This window comes from Rahnella sikkimica, from assembly GCF_002951615.1.
Lineage (GTDB): Bacteria > Pseudomonadota > Gammaproteobacteria > Enterobacterales > Enterobacteriaceae > Rahnella > Rahnella sikkimica.
Map to the genome: position 1 here is coordinate 3,791,945 of NZ_CP019062.1, position 16,286 is coordinate 3,808,230.

General features: G+C 53.9%; 10 protein-coding genes. 4 read left to right on the forward strand and 6 right to left on the reverse strand.

Annotated features, from left to right (window positions below; translation table 11 throughout):
- Positions 1-76: 76 nt before the first annotated feature.
- Positions 77-2,722: a phosphoenolpyruvate carboxylase gene (gene ppc / locus BV494_RS17525; RefSeq protein ID WP_104924002.1), complete on the reverse strand. Its 2,646-nt coding sequence runs from the start codon at positions 2,720-2,722 to the stop codon at positions 77-79.
- 287 nt (positions 2,723-3,009) lie between these two features.
- Entirely contained in the window at positions 3,010-4,161 is a 1,152-nt protein-coding gene (gene argE, locus BV494_RS17530) for an acetylornithine deacetylase (RefSeq protein WP_192938024.1), read from the reverse strand.
- A gap of 135 nt (positions 4,162-4,296) precedes the next feature.
- On the opposite strand from argE, the gene argC reads away from it, so the two are divergent.
- The 3 genes from argC (at position 4,297) to argH (ending at position 7,684) form a co-directional block, all read left to right on the forward strand.
- Positions 4,297-5,301, forward strand: coding sequence for an N-acetyl-gamma-glutamyl-phosphate reductase (gene argC, locus BV494_RS17535; protein WP_104924004.1), 1,005 nt, complete (start codon positions 4,297-4,299; stop codon positions 5,299-5,301).
- A gap of 130 nt (positions 5,302-5,431) precedes the next feature.
- Positions 5,432-6,205: an acetylglutamate kinase gene (argB, locus tag BV494_RS17540; RefSeq protein ID WP_104924005.1), complete on the forward strand. Its 774-nt coding sequence runs from the start codon at positions 5,432-5,434 to the stop codon at positions 6,203-6,205.
- 102 nt (positions 6,206-6,307) lie between these two features.
- On the forward strand, positions 6,308-7,684 hold the full coding sequence (gene argH, locus BV494_RS17545; RefSeq protein WP_104924006.1) for an argininosuccinate lyase: 1,377 nt from the start codon (positions 6,308-6,310) through the stop codon (positions 7,682-7,684).
- Positions 7,685-7,806: 122 nt separating this feature from the next.
- Here argH and BV494_RS17550 read toward each other — a convergent pair whose 3' ends face one another.
- From BV494_RS17550 to BV494_RS17560, 3 genes are all read right to left on the reverse strand, one after another.
- Entirely contained in the window at positions 7,807-8,196 is a 390-nt protein-coding gene (locus BV494_RS17550) for a hypothetical protein (RefSeq protein WP_192938025.1), read from the reverse strand.
- A 52-nt stretch (positions 8,197-8,248) separates the two neighbouring features.
- Complete coding sequence (locus tag BV494_RS17555) at positions 8,249-12,424, reverse strand: RHS repeat-associated core domain-containing protein (RefSeq protein WP_104924008.1); 4,176 nt, start codon at positions 12,422-12,424, stop codon at positions 8,249-8,251.
- 478 nt (positions 12,425-12,902) lie between these two features.
- Positions 12,903-13,664, reverse strand: a complete 762-nt coding sequence (locus BV494_RS17560) for a glutathione peroxidase (protein WP_104924009.1) — start codon at positions 13,662-13,664, stop codon at positions 12,903-12,905.
- Between the two features lie 160 nt (positions 13,665-13,824).
- Between BV494_RS17560 and oxyR the strand changes: the two genes are divergently transcribed.
- Positions 13,825-14,748, forward strand: a complete 924-nt coding sequence (oxyR, locus tag BV494_RS17565) for a DNA-binding transcriptional regulator OxyR (RefSeq protein WP_104924010.1) — start codon at positions 13,825-13,827, stop codon at positions 14,746-14,748.
- On the opposite strand, the gene sthA is transcribed toward oxyR, so the two are convergent.
- Positions 14,731-16,131 carry a Si-specific NAD(P)(+) transhydrogenase gene (gene sthA / locus BV494_RS17570; RefSeq protein ID WP_104924011.1) on the reverse strand — a complete coding sequence of 467 codons (1,401 nt, stop codon included), beginning with the start codon at positions 16,129-16,131 and terminating at the stop codon, positions 14,731-14,733. The two genes, oxyR and sthA, sit on opposite strands and share 18 nt — an antisense overlap.
- Positions 16,132-16,286 lie beyond the last annotated feature (155 nt).

Here is a 16,286-nt window from a genome sequence, read left to right on the forward strand (position 1 = left end):
GTAAATAATGTTCCGAATGCAGAAAGCAAAAAACCCGCGAATTCGCGGGTTTTTCATTTAGAGCTTCCGGGCTGAACTAGCCGGTGTTACGCATACCGGCCGCAACGCCTGCGATGGTTACCATCAGGGCCTGTTCGACATTTGCGTCCTGTTTACCGTCTTTTTCCAGCTCGCGTGAACGGTGCAGCAACTCAGCCTGCAGCACGTTCAGCGGATCGGTGTAGACGTTGCGCAGCGCAATGGACTCAGCAATCCACGGCAAATCTTCCATCAGATGATCGTCGTTGGAAATCGCCAGCACCACTTTGATATCGCCCGCCAGCTGTTCGCGCAGTTTCTGTCCCAGCGGCCACAGTTCTTTTTCGACCAGACGCTGATCGTAGTATTCCGCCAGCCACAGGTCGGCCTTGGCGAACACCATTTCCAGCATACCGATACGCGTGGAGAAGAATGGCCAGTCGTGGCACATCGCTTCCAGCTCATCGCGTTTCCCGTCATCGACGACGGCCTGCAAACCGGCACCTGCGCCCAGCCAGGCTGGCAGCATCAGTCGGTTTTGCGTCCAGGCGAAGATCCACGGAATCGCACGCAGACTTTCCACGCCGCCGTTGGCTTTACGTTTTGCCGGGCGTGAACCCAGCGGCAGTTTCGCCAGTTCCTGCTCTGGCGTCGCTGCACGGAAGTAAGGCACGAAGTCTTTATTCTCGCGGATATAGCCGCGGTACATTTTGCAGGAAACGTCAGACAGCTGTTCCATGATGTCCACCCAGGCTTTTTTCGGCTCTGGCGGTGGCAACAGGTTGGCTTCCAGAATGGCGGAGGTGTACAGCGCCAGACTGCTGATGGTGACTTCCGGCAGACCAAATTTGAAGCGGATCATTTCGCCCTGCTCAGTCACGCGCAGGCCACCTTTCAGGCTGCCCGGAGGCTGAGAGAGCAGCGCAGCTTGCGCTGGCGCACCGCCACGGCCGATAGAACCGCCGCGTCCGTGGAACAGCGTCAGCGCGACACCGGCTTTCTCACAGGTTTTGATCAATGCGTCTTGTGCGCGGTACTGCGCCCAGGAAGCCGCCATCACGCCCGCGTCTTTCGCGGAGTCGGAATAGCCAATCATCACCATTTGCTTGCCCTGAATGAAGCCGCGATACCAGTCGATGCTCAGTAATTGCTTCATCACGTCGTCGGCGTTATTCAGGTCATCCAGCGTTTCGAACAGCGGCGCAACCGGCATCGGGAACGGACAACCGGCTTCTTTAAGCAGCAGATGCACGGCCAGCACGTCAGACGGTGTACGCGCCATGGAAATGACGTAAGCGGCAATAGAACCTTCCGGCGCTTCCGCAATCACCTGACAGGTATCGAGCACTTCTTTGGTATCGGCGCTCGGTTCCCAGTGGCGTGGCACCAGCGGACGTTGTGAATTCAGTTCGCGGATCAGGAACGCCTGTTTGTCGGATTCTGACCAACTTTCGTAATCGCCCAGCCCCAGATAACGGGTGATTTCAGCGATCGCGTCGGTATGGCGGGTACTTTCCTGACGCACATCGATACGCACCAGCGGCACGCCGAAACAGCGTACGCGGCGCAGGGTGTCGAGCAACTGACCGTTCGCGATGATGCCCATGTTGCAGGCCAGCAGCGACTGGTAACAGGCATAAAGCGGTGCCCAGAGTTGTTCGTTTTTCACCAGTAAATCGTGAGGGCGCGCAACGCGTTCGCCTTTCAGACGGGCTTCGAGATACACCTGCGTGCTCGTCAGCTGGGTACGCAGGTGTTTCATGATTTCGCGGTAAGGCTCGAGAATATCGGCACCGCCGGCCCGCTCGCGCAGTTCCGGCGTACATTCGGTCATCGAGAGTTCTGAAACCAGTACAGCGATATCGCGCAGGAACAGATCGGTGGCTTTCCAGCGGCTCAGCAACAGAACGTGGCGGGTAATATCAGCAGTCACGTTCGGGTTACCGTCGCGGTCGCCGCCCATCCAGGAAGTGAAACGCACCGGCACGGCTTCCACCGGCATTTTGTAATTCAGTGACGTCTCAAGCTGCTCGTTCAGTTCACGCAGGAAAGCAGGAACGCCTTCCCACAGGCTGTTTTCGACGACCGCAAAACCCCATTTGGCTTCATCAACCGGAGAAGGGCGGTTCTTACGGATTTCATCGGTGTGCCATGACTGCGCAATCAGCTGACGCAGGCGGCGCATAATTTGTTTGCGCTCGTAGTCGGCCAGATCGTTATGGTCGAGCTGTTTGAGGCAGTTATTCACTTCCACCAGTTTGTGGATCAGCGTGCGACGGGCAATTTCCGTCGGGTGCGCGGTCAGCACCAGTTCGATAGAAAGCTGGTCAACGGCGTCACGTAATTGTTGTTCAGAGAGGTTTTTGGATTTCAGACGATCGAACAATTGTGCCAGAGCTTCAGGATTGCTGGCCGCTTCGCCGTGTGGCGAAATGCTGTGATATTGTTCGGCTACGTTGGCTAAATTCAGGAACTGGCTAAAAGCACGGGCAACAGGCAACAACTCATCATTCGAGAGATTTTGCAGCGTTGACAGCAATTCCTGACGATCAGCATCATTTCCTGCACGTGAGGATTTGGACAACTTACGGATTTTCTCAACACGATCCAGGATATGTTCTCCCAACGTATCTTTGATCGTGTCGCCCAGCAATTTACCTAACATACTGACATTACTTCGCATTGCGGAATATTGTTCGTTCATATCACCTCAGACCCGTTCTCTCGTTTGATTTTTATATTCTGTAAATAACTTTCACCCGTCAGGCATTCATGCCCCGTTCACCCGCCAACCTGGCCATACTTTTAAATGCCGCACCTGTTTTAACCCAAAAACACCCGATCACTCACGTTAAAAATGGTCTTTTTGGCAATGTCGCTGAAATTTAATTACAACAGCGACGATATCAGTTTGGCTAATCCATCATTCGTACAGTATCAAAGGGCGCCCGGAAGCGCCCTGATTGTTTCTTCATCAACCCTGATTCAGGATCAGTGATAGCAGAAGTGATGAACGACCTGAGAAATCAGCTCGCGTGTCGGTTTTATGAACGCGGTATCAATATATTCATCTGGCTGATGCGCCTGATCGATAGAACCCGGCCCCAGTACCAGCGTCGGGCACAGTTCCTGAATGAACGGCGCTTCGGTGCAGTAGTTCACGATTTCGGTTTCGACGCCCAGCAGCTTTTCCACGACCTGAACCAGCGGGTGATCCGGCGGGCATTCATAACCCGGGATTGGCGGATGCAGTTCTTCGATAGCAAGACGGCCCGGCCAGCGCTGGCTGACAGGCTCCAGCGCTTCGTTGAGCAGGCCGTTGATATCGGCCAGCGTCAGGCCCGGCAACGGACGGATATCCATGTGCATTTCACAGCAGGCGCAAATGCGGTTTGGCGCGTCGCCGCCGTTGATATAACCAAAGTTCATGGTCGGATACGGGATCACGAAACCACTGTGGTTGTAACGGGTTTTCAGCGTATTGCGCAGCGTCATCAGATGGGTAATCGACTCGTGCATCAGTTCGATGGCGTTCACGCCACGCGACGGATCACTGGAATGGCCGGACTGACCGGTGATGCGGATGGCATTCGACATATGGCCTTTGTGGGCACGAACCGGTTTCAGTGAGGTCGGTTCGCCGATGATTGCGCAGTCCGGACGAATTTTCGCGTTTTTGGAGAAGTAACTGGCACCGGCCATCGTCGTTTCTTCATCCGCCGTCGCTAAAATATACAGCGGTTTAGTCAGTTTGGTCAGATCGACATCGCGCAGTGAATCGAGGATAAACGCGAAGAAACCTTTCATGTCGGCAGTCCCCAAACCATAGAGCTTATTTTCATGCTCGGTGAGGGTGAAAGGATCGCGCGTCCAGCGTCCGTCATCGAACGGAACGGTGTCGGTGTGACCGGCCAGCAGTAAGCCGCCTGCGCCGTGACCGGTGCTGGCTAACATATTGAATTTATTGCGCGTACCTGGAACGGGCTGCACTTCAACGTTGAAGCCTAAATCACCGAACCAGCCTGCCAGTAAATGGATTAGCGTCTCATTGCTCTGGTCCAGAGCAGCGTCCGTTGCGCTGATGGAAGGGGTTGCGATTAACGCCCGATAGAGCTCAATAAAAGGAGGTAATTTCATCTTCACTGTTGACAGCCTTTAGTTAGGGTAGTATTCATATTCATGCAATAATTGTGAATAAAAATACAATAAGCCAGTGCGTAAGGAAACCAGAATAATTATCCGGCTCCTTACCCAAAATTGAGAAGGTGAACAGACCCTATGTTGAATACGCTGATTGTTGGTGCCACAGGTTATGCCGGAGCTGAACTCGCGGCCTATCTGAACCGCCACCCACATATGAACATAACCGGTTTAACGGTTTCAGCGCAAAGTGCAGATGCAGGAAAATTGCTTTCTGATTTGCACCCTCAATTGAAAGGCATCGTCGATCTGCCTGTTTTGCCGCTCAAAGACGTGGCGGAAGCCGCGAAAGGCGTCGATGTGGTGTTTCTGGCGACCGCGCATGAAGTCAGCCACGATTTAGCCCCGCAGTTTCTGGCGGCCGGTTGTGTGGTGTTCGACCTGTCCGGGGCTTTCCGCGTCAGCAAACCGGAGTTCTATACCGAATTCTACGGCTTCGAGCATCAGCATCTCGATTTGCTCGACAAAGCCGTGTACGGCCTGGCCGAATGGCAGGCTGACAAATTAAAAGACGCGCAGCTGATTGCCGTGCCGGGGTGTTACCCGACCGCTTCCCAGCTGGCGCTGAAACCGCTTATCGAAAACGGTCTGCTTAATGACAGTCAGTGGCCGGTGATCAACGCCACCAGCGGCGTCAGCGGTGCAGGCCGTAAAGCCACGCTGGGCAACAGCTTCTGTGAAGTCAGCCTTCAGCCGTACAAACTCTTCAGCCATCGTCATGAACCTGAAATCGCCGAGCATCTTGGCGTGCCGGTGATTTTCACGCCGCATCTGGGTAACTTCCCGCGTGGTATTCTGGCGACCATTACCTGCCGTCTTAACGCAGGTGTGACGGAGCAGGATGTGGCGGAAGCTTTCCACAATGCGTATCACGACAAACCGCTGGTGCGTCTTTACACCAAAGGCGTTCCGGCGCTGAAAGACGTGGTCGGTCTGCCGTTCTGTGATATCGGTTTTGCGGTGAAAGGCGAACATCTGATTGTGGTGGCGACGGAAGATAACGTTCTGAAAGGAGCGTCCGCGCAGGCAGTGCAGTGCATGAATATCCGCTTTGGCTTCCCGGAAACACAATCCCTGCTTTAACAATCCTCAGATTGTCAGCAAACAGAAAACACGCGTCCCTGAGCGTTTATTCAGACGTTCGGGGATGCTAAATTAAATTAAACGCATTGTTATTAATTAACATAATCAACCGATCGAGGCGTAAACAGCTATGAATCCGTTAGTCATCAAGTTAGGTGGTGTGTTGCTGGATAATGAAGAAGCACTTGAACGCCTGTTCATGGCGGTTGTGGCTTATCGTCAGGAATATCATCGCCCGCTGGTGATCGTTCACGGTGGCGGCTGCCTGGTTGATGAGCTGATGAAAAAGCTTAATCTTCCTGTGGTGAAGAAAGCCGGTCTGCGTGTCACACCGGCCGATCAGATTGACATTATTACTGGTGCACTGGCGGGCAGCGCGAACAAAACCCTGCTGGCGTGGGCGGTGAAAAACCACATTAACGCCGTCGGCCTGTCTCTGGCGGATGGCGGCACGGTCAGCGTGACCCAGCTGGATGAATCGCTGGGCTTCGTCGGTAAAGCCGAAGCGGGCAATCCTGCGCTGATCAATACCCTGACCGCTGCGGGCTATCTGCCGATTGTCAGCTCTATCGGTATCACCGCAGCCGGTGAGCTGATGAACGTCAACGCCGATCAGGCAGCGACGGCTCTGGCAGCGACGCTGGGCGCGGATTTGATTCTGCTGTCAGACGTCAGCGGCATTCTCGATGGCAAAGGCCAGCGCATTCCGGAAATGAGTGCGGAGAAAGCCGAACATCTGATTGAGCAGGGCATTATTACTGACGGTATGATCGTCAAAGTTCATGCTGCGCTGGACGCCGCACGTTCTCTCGGGCGTCCGGTCGATATCGCAAGCTGGCGTCACGCCGAGCAATTACCAGCACTCTTTAACGGCGTCGCGATCGGCACACGTATTCTGGCGTAGTTTGCCCTTCGGCAGGTTTACGATCTGGCGTATTTGGTACACACTTTTGTCAGGGCGCAGCGTTTTGCGCCCTTTTGCATAAAAAAATTCAGGAGCAGGAAAATGGCACTTTGGGGCGGACGTTTTACTCAGGCAGCGGATCAGCGGTTTAAAGAACTTAATGACTCACTGCGTTTCGACTACCGGCTGGCAGAGCAAGATATTGTGGGCTCCGTTGCCTGGTCCAAAGCGCTGGTGACCGTGAATGTGTTAACGGCTGACGAACAAATTCAGCTGGAAGACGCGCTGAACATTCTGCTGGAAGAAGTCCGTGCTAACCCGCGCGCTATTTTAGCCAGCGATGCTGAAGATATTCACAGCTGGGTCGAAGGCAAACTGATCGACAAAGTCGGCAATCTCGGCAAGAAACTGCACACCGGCCGCAGCCGTAACGATCAGGTCGCAACCGACATCAAACTGTGGTGTAAAGCGCAGGTGGTTGAACTGGGCGACGCGCTGCATCATCTGCAACAGGCGCTGGTCGCCACGGCCGAAGCCAATCAGGATGCCGTGATGCCGGGCTATACGCACCTGCAACGCGCGCAGCCGGTGACGTTTGCGCACTGGTGTATGGCGTATGTGGAAATGCTGGCGCGCGATGAAAGCCGTCTGAAAGATACCCTTACCCGTCTGGACGTCAGCCCGCTGGGTTGTGGCGCACTGGCCGGTACCGCGTATCCGATGGATCGCGAGCAACTGGCGGGCTGGTTAGGTTTTGCTTCTGCGACCCGCAACAGCCTCGACAGCGTTTCCGACCGCGACCACGTGCTGGAGCTGCTGTCCAACGCCGCCATCAGCATGGTTCACCTTTCCCGTTTCGCCGAAGATCTGATTTTCTTCAACACCGGTGAAGCGGCATTTATTGATTTGTCCGACCGCGTGACGTCCGGTTCTTCCCTGATGCCACAAAAGAAAAACCCGGACGCACTGGAACTGATCCGCGGTAAATGTGGCCGTGTTCAGGGCGCGCTGACCGGCATGATGATGACCATGAAAGGCCTGCCGCTGGCATACAATAAAGACATGCAGGAAGACAAAGAAGGGTTGTTCGACGCGCTCGACACCTGGATGGATTGTCTGAACATGGCGTCGCTGGTGCTGGAGGGCATTCAGGTGAAACGCCCGCGTGCGAAAGAAGCCGCGCAGCAGGGTTACGCGAACTCCACCGAACTGGCGGATTATCTGGTCGCCAAAGGTGTACCGTTCCGCGAAGCACACCATATTGTCGGTGAAGCCGTGGTTGAAGCCATTAAACAAGGTAAAGCGCTGGAAGCCTTAACGCTGGCTGACTTGCAGAAATTCAGCAGCGTGATCGGTGACGACGTTTATCCGATCCTTGAACTGCAATCCTGCCTCGATAAACGTGCAGCCAAAGGCGGTGTTTCTCCGCAACAAGTCGCACAGGCCATTGCCGACGCGAAAGCGCGTTTAGGGCTGTAAGTTTTCAGTTTTCGCTTTCTAGTTTGATTGCTATATTAATAAACCAGCACCTGTGCTGGTTTATTAAATCTAAAAGGACTTTTTTATAAGAATTAATAATGGTGCCTTTTTTTATAAGCGTGCTATTTTTTCATGACAGGCTGTATAAATCCTCCTGAATCAACTAAGAAGCTGAATAACTCAAATTTGTTGTTTGTTTTGTTTTTTTTATAAACAAACTCCTCGGCTAAAATATATTTTTCGTATTCGGATACATAAGTTATTTTAATCAGGGAATTGTCCTTTTCTAAACTGTATAGGACTCTTGATTTTTCATAGGTTCCTAACATTTTCTTCTTTTCCATCATGAGAATGATGAAACTTCCTTCCGGCATTGCATTTTTGAAATCATTTGACGTCTCTGCATACATTTCCTTTAGGCTATTATCATTGTACTCTGCTTGAAACGTTTTTATTTTAAGTTGTACTTCTTGCATATTTTTACTATCACAGGCTGCGATTGTAAAAATCATGATGATCAATATAAATAGTTTGATACAGCTGTTATAAATTCTCATGACTATCCTAGTCGAAAGCACATTTAGTTGATTGGCGGCAGGTGATTTTCCCTACAAATCCACCGGCACCTGGTCCTGCTCCAAGCGAGCCAGATTTGTTGCCTGCACTATCTTTCATTGCTGTTAAACCAAATTTACCCAGCCAGCCCCCGGCACCTCCCCAACCCTCGAGATCGCTTTCTCCGGAAGATACGCCTCCTCCTGATATGGTTCCTGTAAATGCGCCTCCGACCGCAATTCCAATCCCTTCATGTTCGCAAAGTGAACGATAGACACATAGATCCACGCCGACTGGAGAACCTATATTTGTTCCAGCAGCGAGGCCATATGAATCATTCCCACCCATAAAGAAATCAAGTGCGTATGATAAATCTACAGAGATAGAACCAGACATTGGTGCATAGTAAGGTCCGGATATTGCTGATAGCGCAGCTTGACGATCACTTTCTGACAAATAACGACCAGCTGATTCTGCCGCCTGACCAGCTTGTGATATGCCAATACCAAAGCCTTTTAGTCCCAAGGCATCAATGTATTGAACAGGATTGTTAATGTATATGTACCTGTTCCATCCCCCTCTCAACCCAATCGGATCCTGCGTAATATATCTTCCCTGCATCGGGTCATAATAACGGTGACGGTTGTAATGCAGCCCTGATTCTTCGTCGTAATGCTGGCCCTGCATTCTGATGGGCTGGCGCAGTTTGTACGGATTAAAAACATCGACCGCGTTGCCCCAGACGTCCATCACAGCGCTCCATTCCACCTTGCTGGTTCTGTGATTAATCAGCGCAATGGGTGTGCCGAGGTGGTCGCAGTGATAAAGGTGAATTTTCAGCGCCTCGCCTTCCGGCATCGGGTCGAGCCACAGCGCGAGGTTTTCGGCTTTCAGCCCGACGGCGTCCAGCCACTGCTGATTGTCGTCGCTGAGACGATTTTTGCGGATGTCCTTTTCGATTTCATTCAGGCGCAGATGCAGTTCGGTCGGCAACGCGCTGCCGTTTTCCTCTTCGAGTTTTTCCGCCAGCGAGCGGTGGCTGTCTTCCATGCGCGCGTGTTCGGCGCGCAGCAGCGGGACGAAGCTGTTCGGGTGATAAATCGTGTGCAGCTGCGTGTCGCGGTTTTCGGTCAGCACCAGCCGGTCGCCGTCCCAGCCGAACCAGATGTTTTGGGTTTCTGTTTCGCCGGACTGCGGATTGAGTTGCGTCACGTGCTTGCCGACGCGACGCCCGAGCGGGTCGTAGATATAGCGCGCCTGCATCTGAATCTGGCCGTCCTCTTCCATTTTCAGACGCGTCAGCCGGTGCGCCTGGTCGTAGGTGAAGTGGCTGATAGCCCCGCGCGGTGCTTCCCGCCAGCCCGCGCGGTACGGGCGTTTTTCCGTCAGGTTGCCAAATTTGTCGTGTTCATAAATGTACCGTTCGTCGCGCTGGATGCGGTTGTGGTACCAGACCGGCAGCGTGTCGGTCAGCGGCGTGTTCAGGTCGGGATGTGTGCAGTTACGGTTACCGGCGGCGTCGGTGAAGGTCGCGAGAAAGCCGTCCGGCGAGCTGACGCTGTTCAGTCGTCCTGCCGGGGTGTAGGCGTAATGGTGGTCGCCGAGTCCGGTGGTCATCTGCGCCATCTGCCCGGCGACGTTGTAGTGATAGTTGCGCTTGAGGTTTGGATGGCCGACGTCCGGCGTGTGCTGCGCGGCGAGTTGTCCGGTGAGTGAATAGACATTTTCGCTCTGCCAGTTATCGCTGAACCGGCGCGTAGTTTCGCGGTGCAGCCTGTCGCGGGTGATTTCCAGCAGCACGTCGTCACCGAGTTTTACACCCAGAAGATGGCCGGGGCCGTAGGTCTGCCAGCGGATTTCCGGCAGGCCGTCGTAGCGGACGGCGGATTCAAAGCCGCGCACGTCAAAACCCCGCACTGCGGTGTGCTGCCAGAGCAGGTCGCCGTGCGCGTTGCGGATAATCTGCCGCTCGCCGTTAAGATTATCGTTGGCGTCGTACTGAAAGCGCACGCTGACCAGATGGGTCTCGCTGCGGTGGGCGGTTTCGGTGACGCGTCCGGCGGCGTCATATTGCCACAGCGCGTCGTCCGGACCGTCGTTCGTCTCCGGTCGCTGCTGGCGGATAAGCTGGCCTTCGTCATCGTAATGCCAGTGCGTCATCAGCCCGGCATCGTCGCTGCGGATTAGCTGACCGGCGATGTTGTACTGATAACTCTGCACGCGCCCGTCGAAACCAACCTCCTGAATCAGCCGGTCCATGACGTCGTAGCTGAATTTCGTGTCAGCGCCGTTTTCGTTAACCAGCCGCATCAGCCTGTCCGCGCTGTCGAATTCGGTTTGTCGCGTGAGCCCGCCTTCGGTTTGTGCGGTTGGATTACCGCGCTCATCGTAAGTCAGGGTACTTTGCGTGCCGTCAGGTCGGGTGATGGTGATGACATCTCCGGTGGCATTGTATTCCCAGCGGGTGATAAGTCCCGCGCTGTCCTCGCGCGACATCCGACGTCCGCGCGCATCGTACGCAAAGCGGGTTTTCATTCCTTCTTCGTGCAGTATTTCCAGCGGCTGACCGTCGCGGTTATAGCGGTAAGTCGTTTTGAAACCGGAGCAGTCGGTGAAACTTTCCAGCAGCCCTGCCGCATTCCATTCCAGCGTCTGACGCCCGCCCGCCGCGTCTTCGGTGGCGCTGGGCTGTGCACTTTTATCGTCGGCGTAATGATAGCGACGGGTCTGGTGCAGGGCGTCAGTCTCAGCAGTCAGACGCCCCAGTGCATCATATTCCCGGCTCACGCGGCGTCCGTCGGGCGCGGTGCTGCAAACCAGCTGCCCTTGTTTGTTGTAGTTGAACTGGCTGCGCTTTTCGCCGCCCGGATGCAAAATCGCGCCCAGCGTGCCATTGGCCGGGTTGATATGAAATTCGGTGGTGCGTCCCGAGACATCGGTCTGGGATATCAGCTGGCCGCGGTTGTTGAACGCGCTTTGCGTGCAGCTGCCGTCGGCCTGTTCGAGTCTGACCACGCGGCGAAGTCCCTTTTCACCCTCGAAGTGATAAACGCGTAAGCGCCCGAGGCTGTCGGTGACGCGGGTCTGGTTTTTGGTGTATTCAAATTCGTAAGACAGGCCGCCGGGATTGACCTGCGAAATGACTTTTCTGGACGCGTCGTAAGCGTAATGTGTGGCGGGGCGTCCGGCGTAACGGTGGGCAATCATCAGACCGGTGCCGGAAAGTTCGGGATGCCAGTCAAACTCCCGGACCACTTCGCCCGCGCGGTCATAAACGGTTTTCAGTTCACCGCGCGGCGTGAAGTCGTAGCGCACCAGAGGTTTTGTCGGCAAGTCCGGAAACGCGACATCCTTTGTCAGCCAGACAGCGGAAAGCCGCACGCCGCCATCTTCGCCCCAGCCGTTATCCGGCACGGGTTTGAAGTCCGGCAGCGTGACTAATTCAAGGCGAAAGCGCCGCCCGCAGCTGTCGGTGACGCCGGTAATCTGCCCGGCGAATTCGCCTTCGGCGTCACGATGATAATTAAGCTGATGACCAAAGCGGTCGCACAAACCAAAAAGCACACGTGAAGACGGCAGCGGGCGCGGCAATACGTCTTCTGCTGTTTCGGGCAACTGCACGCAGCCTAAAATCCACCACGGGCCGATGGCGTCATTGGCGACAAAATAGTAATGCGGGCTGTTGCGGAGTTCCTCCGGCAGCGCCTGCCAGAGTTTGCTGAGCGGATGCGCCTCGTTTTGCTTATCCACACCGCCGCGTGCCAGCCAGAGGTTTTCGCTGTGGCTGAAGGCAATCTGGCCGGGCGGAAGGAGGTGGAAATGAATGCTTCGTCCCGAATTATCGTTAAGGATAAGTTCGTCCGCGCGGATTTGCAGGCGGATATCCGCCGCCGCCGACCAGCCGGGGCCGAACATTCCGACGGGCGCGGGCGTGTCCGTTTTATAACTGCTGTAGCTGCGAGAAAGGACAAAAGGCAAAGAAGCGGGCAGTGCGATGTCGGTTTCGCCGGGCAGAACTTTGGCGCCGAGCGACGGGTTCACGGGGCTGCCTTCCACCACACCGCCGGGGCAAACCGAGCAGGCCACGCCGGTCGGTGCGCCAATCATCACGCCCAGCGAGCCCTGAACAATCGGGCCACCGGTGGCGGTATTATCGCCCTGACGGGCAGCGGGAAATCCGGTCATGAGTAAGTCCTTTTAAGCAAAACGTCCGTGGAATGATTGATTTGAAGGTGAGATGTTTATCGTTGCATTCACGGTATAAATACAAACAAATCAATCAGATGAACGAAGCTAAACGTTAAAAGGGAAGTGCGTTGTGAGGAGGTTCACAACCTCATCATTTCCCACGTTTTGGGGTTTTGCGTCAGCACTTTACAACCCCTTTTTGTCAACGTTGCGTCATCCTCAATTCTGACATCGCAGAAACAAAAAAATGGCGGGCACGAAGCCCGCCGAAAGTTCACGTAGTCTTGCCCGTCATACTTCGAGTCGCAGAGGCGTTGGCTGCTTTCAATCCCCCGATTCACTTACCTGAGTAATCTCGCCGGGGGCTTTCGATTGCCGCCTTCCTGCAACTCGAATTATTTAGGGCCTTGTACTGCTTTTTTTGTTGGTATGCAGGGATTATCGTCTGACTTCTTACAGCTGTTTCCGGTGAAGCTTATTGTGCAACTTCGCACACATCTTGTGTTTCCGAGTGCAGGTAAACGTCCAGATCGTCGCTTCCGCCGATGTGGCGTCCGCCGATGAAGACTTGCGGCACGGTCGCGCGGCCGGTGACAGCGCGCAGGCTGACGGTGGTGGCGTCTTTGCCCAGTACGATTTCTTCATACTGAATGCCGCGTTCCTGCAACATTTGCTTGGCTTTGGCACAGAACGGACAACCCGGTTTGGTGAACACAGAGACCGATTCCTGCACTTTGTATTCTGGTGCCAGGTATTTCAGCATCGTGTCCGCATCTGACACTTCAAACGGGTCGCCCGGCTTGTTTGGCTCAACGAACATTTTCTCGACCACGCCGTTACGTACCAGCATGGAATAACGCCATGAGCGCGGGCCGAAACCTAAATCAGCTTTCTCGACCAGCATGTCCATACCTTTGGTGAATTCACCGTTGCCGTCCGGAATAAAGGTAATGTTCGATGCCTTCTGCTCTGATTTCCAGGCATTCATCACGAACGTGTCGTTTACAGAGACGCACAGAATGCTGTCAACGCCGTGTTGTCTGAACACCGGTGCCAGTTCGTTGTAACGCGGCAGATGGCTTGAAGAACAGGTCGGGGTAAATGCGCCCGGCAGTGAAAAGACAATCACTGTTTTGTTTTTGAACAATTGGTCGGTGCTGAGATCTACCCACTGATCGCCCTGGCGGGTGTGAAAAGTAACGTGCGGAACGTGTTTACCTTCCTGGCTTGAAAACATGAATAACCTCTTAATTTATCAATAAAATGTGAATATTTTTCGGCTATGCCGTTTCGTTGGAAAGCATTATTCACGATAATAGTTGATAGATATAATCGTTGATTGCTATCTTATCTATCGTTATCGGCTATCACATTGCCTTATAGGGACTGGAGGAAAAATGAACATTCGTGATTTAGAGTATCTGGTGGCACTGGCAGAGTTTCGTCACTTCCGCCGTGCAGCAGATTCCTGTCATGTCAGCCAGCCGACGTTAAGCGGGCAAATCCGTAAGCTGGAAGATGAACTGGGCGTTATGCTGCTTGAAAGAACCAGCCGCAAGGTGCTGTTTACACAAGCCGGTTTGCTGCTGGTCGATCAGGCGCGCACGGTGCTGCGTGAAGTGAAAGTTCTCAAAGAGATGGCCAGTCAGCAGGGCGAAGCGATGTCCGGGCCAATGCATATCGGGCTAATTCCTACCGTCGGGCCTTATCTGTTGCCGCAAATCATTCCTTCACTGCATAAAACATTCCCTAAACTCGAAATGTATCTGCACGAAGCGCAAACCCATCAGTTACTGGCGCAGCTTGACAGCGGAAAACTCGATTGCGCAATTCTGGCGCTGGTCAAAGAAAGCGAAGCCTTTATTGAAGTGCCGCTGTTTGATGAACCGATGAAACTGGCGATCTACGACGATCACCCGTGGGCATCACGCGATCGCGTGGCGATGGCGGATCTGGCCGGTGAAAAACTGCTGATGCTGGAAGACGGGCACTGCCTGCGCGATCAGGCGCTCGGTTTTTGCTTCCAGGCCGGGGCGGACGAAGATACGCATTTTCGCGCAACCAGCCTTGAAACGCTGCGTAATATGGTGGCGGCGGGAAGCGGCATTACATTGCTGCCGGCACTGGCTGTGCCGAATGAGCGCAGCCGCGATGGTGTAACGTATCTGACCTGTGACAAACCGGAACCCCGTCGCACGATTGCGCTGGTGTATCGTCCCGGTTCGCCACTGCGTGGGCGCTATGAACAACTGGCCGAAGCCATCAAAGAGCACATGCAACCTTATATGGATAAAGCCGCGGGCTTAAAAAAGGCGGTTTAATCCGTTGAGTGCCGCCACGCGATAAGCTTCTGCCATGGTCGGATAGTTGAAGGTGGTATTAACGAAATAGTCGATAGTATTGCCTTCGCCTTTCTGTTCCATAATAGCCTGACCGATATGGATAATTTCCGCAGCGCGCTCTCCAAAGCAGTGAATACCGAGGATCTCTTTAGTATCACGATGGAACAGCAGCTTGAGGCTCCCCACATTCATTCCGGCGATTTGCGCACGAGCCAGATGTTTAAACTGCGCGCGGCCCACTTCGTAAGGCACCTTCATTGACGTCAGTTCCTGCTCGGTTTTGCCGACGGAGCTGATTTCAGGAATGGTATAAATGCCGGTCGGAATGTTTTCGATCAGATGCACTTTCGCTTCGCCCTGAATCATTGCCTGCGCGGCAATGCGGCCCTGATCGTAAGCCGCTGAAGCCAGGCTTGGATAACCAATGACGTCGCCGACGGCATAAATGTGTGACAGTGCCGTCTGGTACATGCTGTTTACTTTCAGCAAACCACGGCTGTCGGCTTCAAGACCAATATTTTCCAGACCCAGTTTGTCAGTGTTACCGGTGCGTCCGTTTGCGTACAACAGCGCGTCAGCTTTCACTTTCTTACCGGATTTCAGGTGCATGATCACGCCGTCTTCCACGCCTTCAATCATCTCGAACTCTTCGTTGTGGCGGATGACCACACCGTTATTCCAGAAGTGATAAGACAGCGCGTCTGACATTTCCTGATCGAGGAAAGACAGCAACCGGTCGCGGGTGTTGATTAAGTCCACTTTCACGTTTAAACCACGGAAGATAGAGGCATATTCGCAGCCGATAACGCCCGCGCCATAAATAATGACGTGGCGGGGTTCGTGGCTCAGTTCAAGGATCAGGTCGCTGTCATAAATGCGCGGATGACCAAAATCGACGTTGGCCGGTCGGTAAGGGCGGGAACCACAGGCAATCACGATGTTGTCAGCGGTGATTTGTTCGTGCGTGTTATCGGCGTAGCGGATGTCGATGGTATTGGCATCGACAAAACTGGCATCGCCGGAGAAGAGCTGGCACTGGTTTCTTTCGTAGAAACCCTGACGCATGCGGGTTTGCTGATTAATGACGGAATCTGCGTGACGCAAAATATCCGGAAAACTGGAGCTCAGGGTGCGGGAGTTATCACTGTAGAGCGGGTTTTGGTTAAATTCGATGATTCTGCTGACGGCGTGACGCAGTGCTTTGGAAGGGATGGTTCCCCAGTGAGTACAGCCGCCACCGACGTTGTTATAGCGTTCGATGACAGCAACACGGGCGCCTTGTTTAACCAGTCCCATCGCGGCGCCTTCTCCGCCAGGGCCTGAGCCAATGATGATGGCATCAAAATGTGAGTGCTGTGGCATAGTTCGAAACCTATTTTTATACAAAATCACAACGAGAAAGTAACATATTACACCTATTTACCGCTCATGCAGTTGTCATTTAATGGTAATGCAGCAACATTCTGACCCACATTATGCTGTGGTATCTATAACTCCGCCCGGTAAAAATTTTGGTA

Coding starts and splice junctions, on each gene's coding strand:
- ppc (WP_104924002.1), bottom strand. CDS start 2,722: ATGAACGAACAATATTCCGCAATGCGAAGTAATGTCAGTATGTTAGGT.
- argC (WP_104924004.1), top strand. CDS start 4,297: ATGTTGAATACGCTGATTGTTGGTGCCACAGGTTATGCCGGAGCTGAA.
- argB (WP_104924005.1), top strand. CDS start 5,432: ATGAATCCGTTAGTCATCAAGTTAGGTGGTGTGTTGCTGGATAATGAA.
- argH (WP_104924006.1), top strand. CDS start 6,308: ATGGCACTTTGGGGCGGACGTTTTACTCAGGCAGCGGATCAGCGGTTT.
- BV494_RS17550 (WP_192938025.1), bottom strand. CDS start 8,196: ATGATTTTTACAATCGCAGCCTGTGATAGTAAAAATATGCAAGAAGTA.
- BV494_RS17555 (WP_104924008.1), bottom strand. CDS start 12,424: ATGACCGGATTTCCCGCTGCCCGTCAGGGCGATAATACCGCCACCGGT.
- BV494_RS17560 (WP_104924009.1), bottom strand. CDS start 13,664: ATGTTTTCAAGCCAGGAAGGTAAACACGTTCCGCACGTTACTTTTCAC.
- oxyR (WP_104924010.1), top strand. CDS start 13,825: ATGAACATTCGTGATTTAGAGTATCTGGTGGCACTGGCAGAGTTTCGT.
- sthA (WP_104924011.1), bottom strand. CDS start 16,131: ATGCCACAGCACTCACATTTTGATGCCATCATCATTGGCTCAGGCCCT.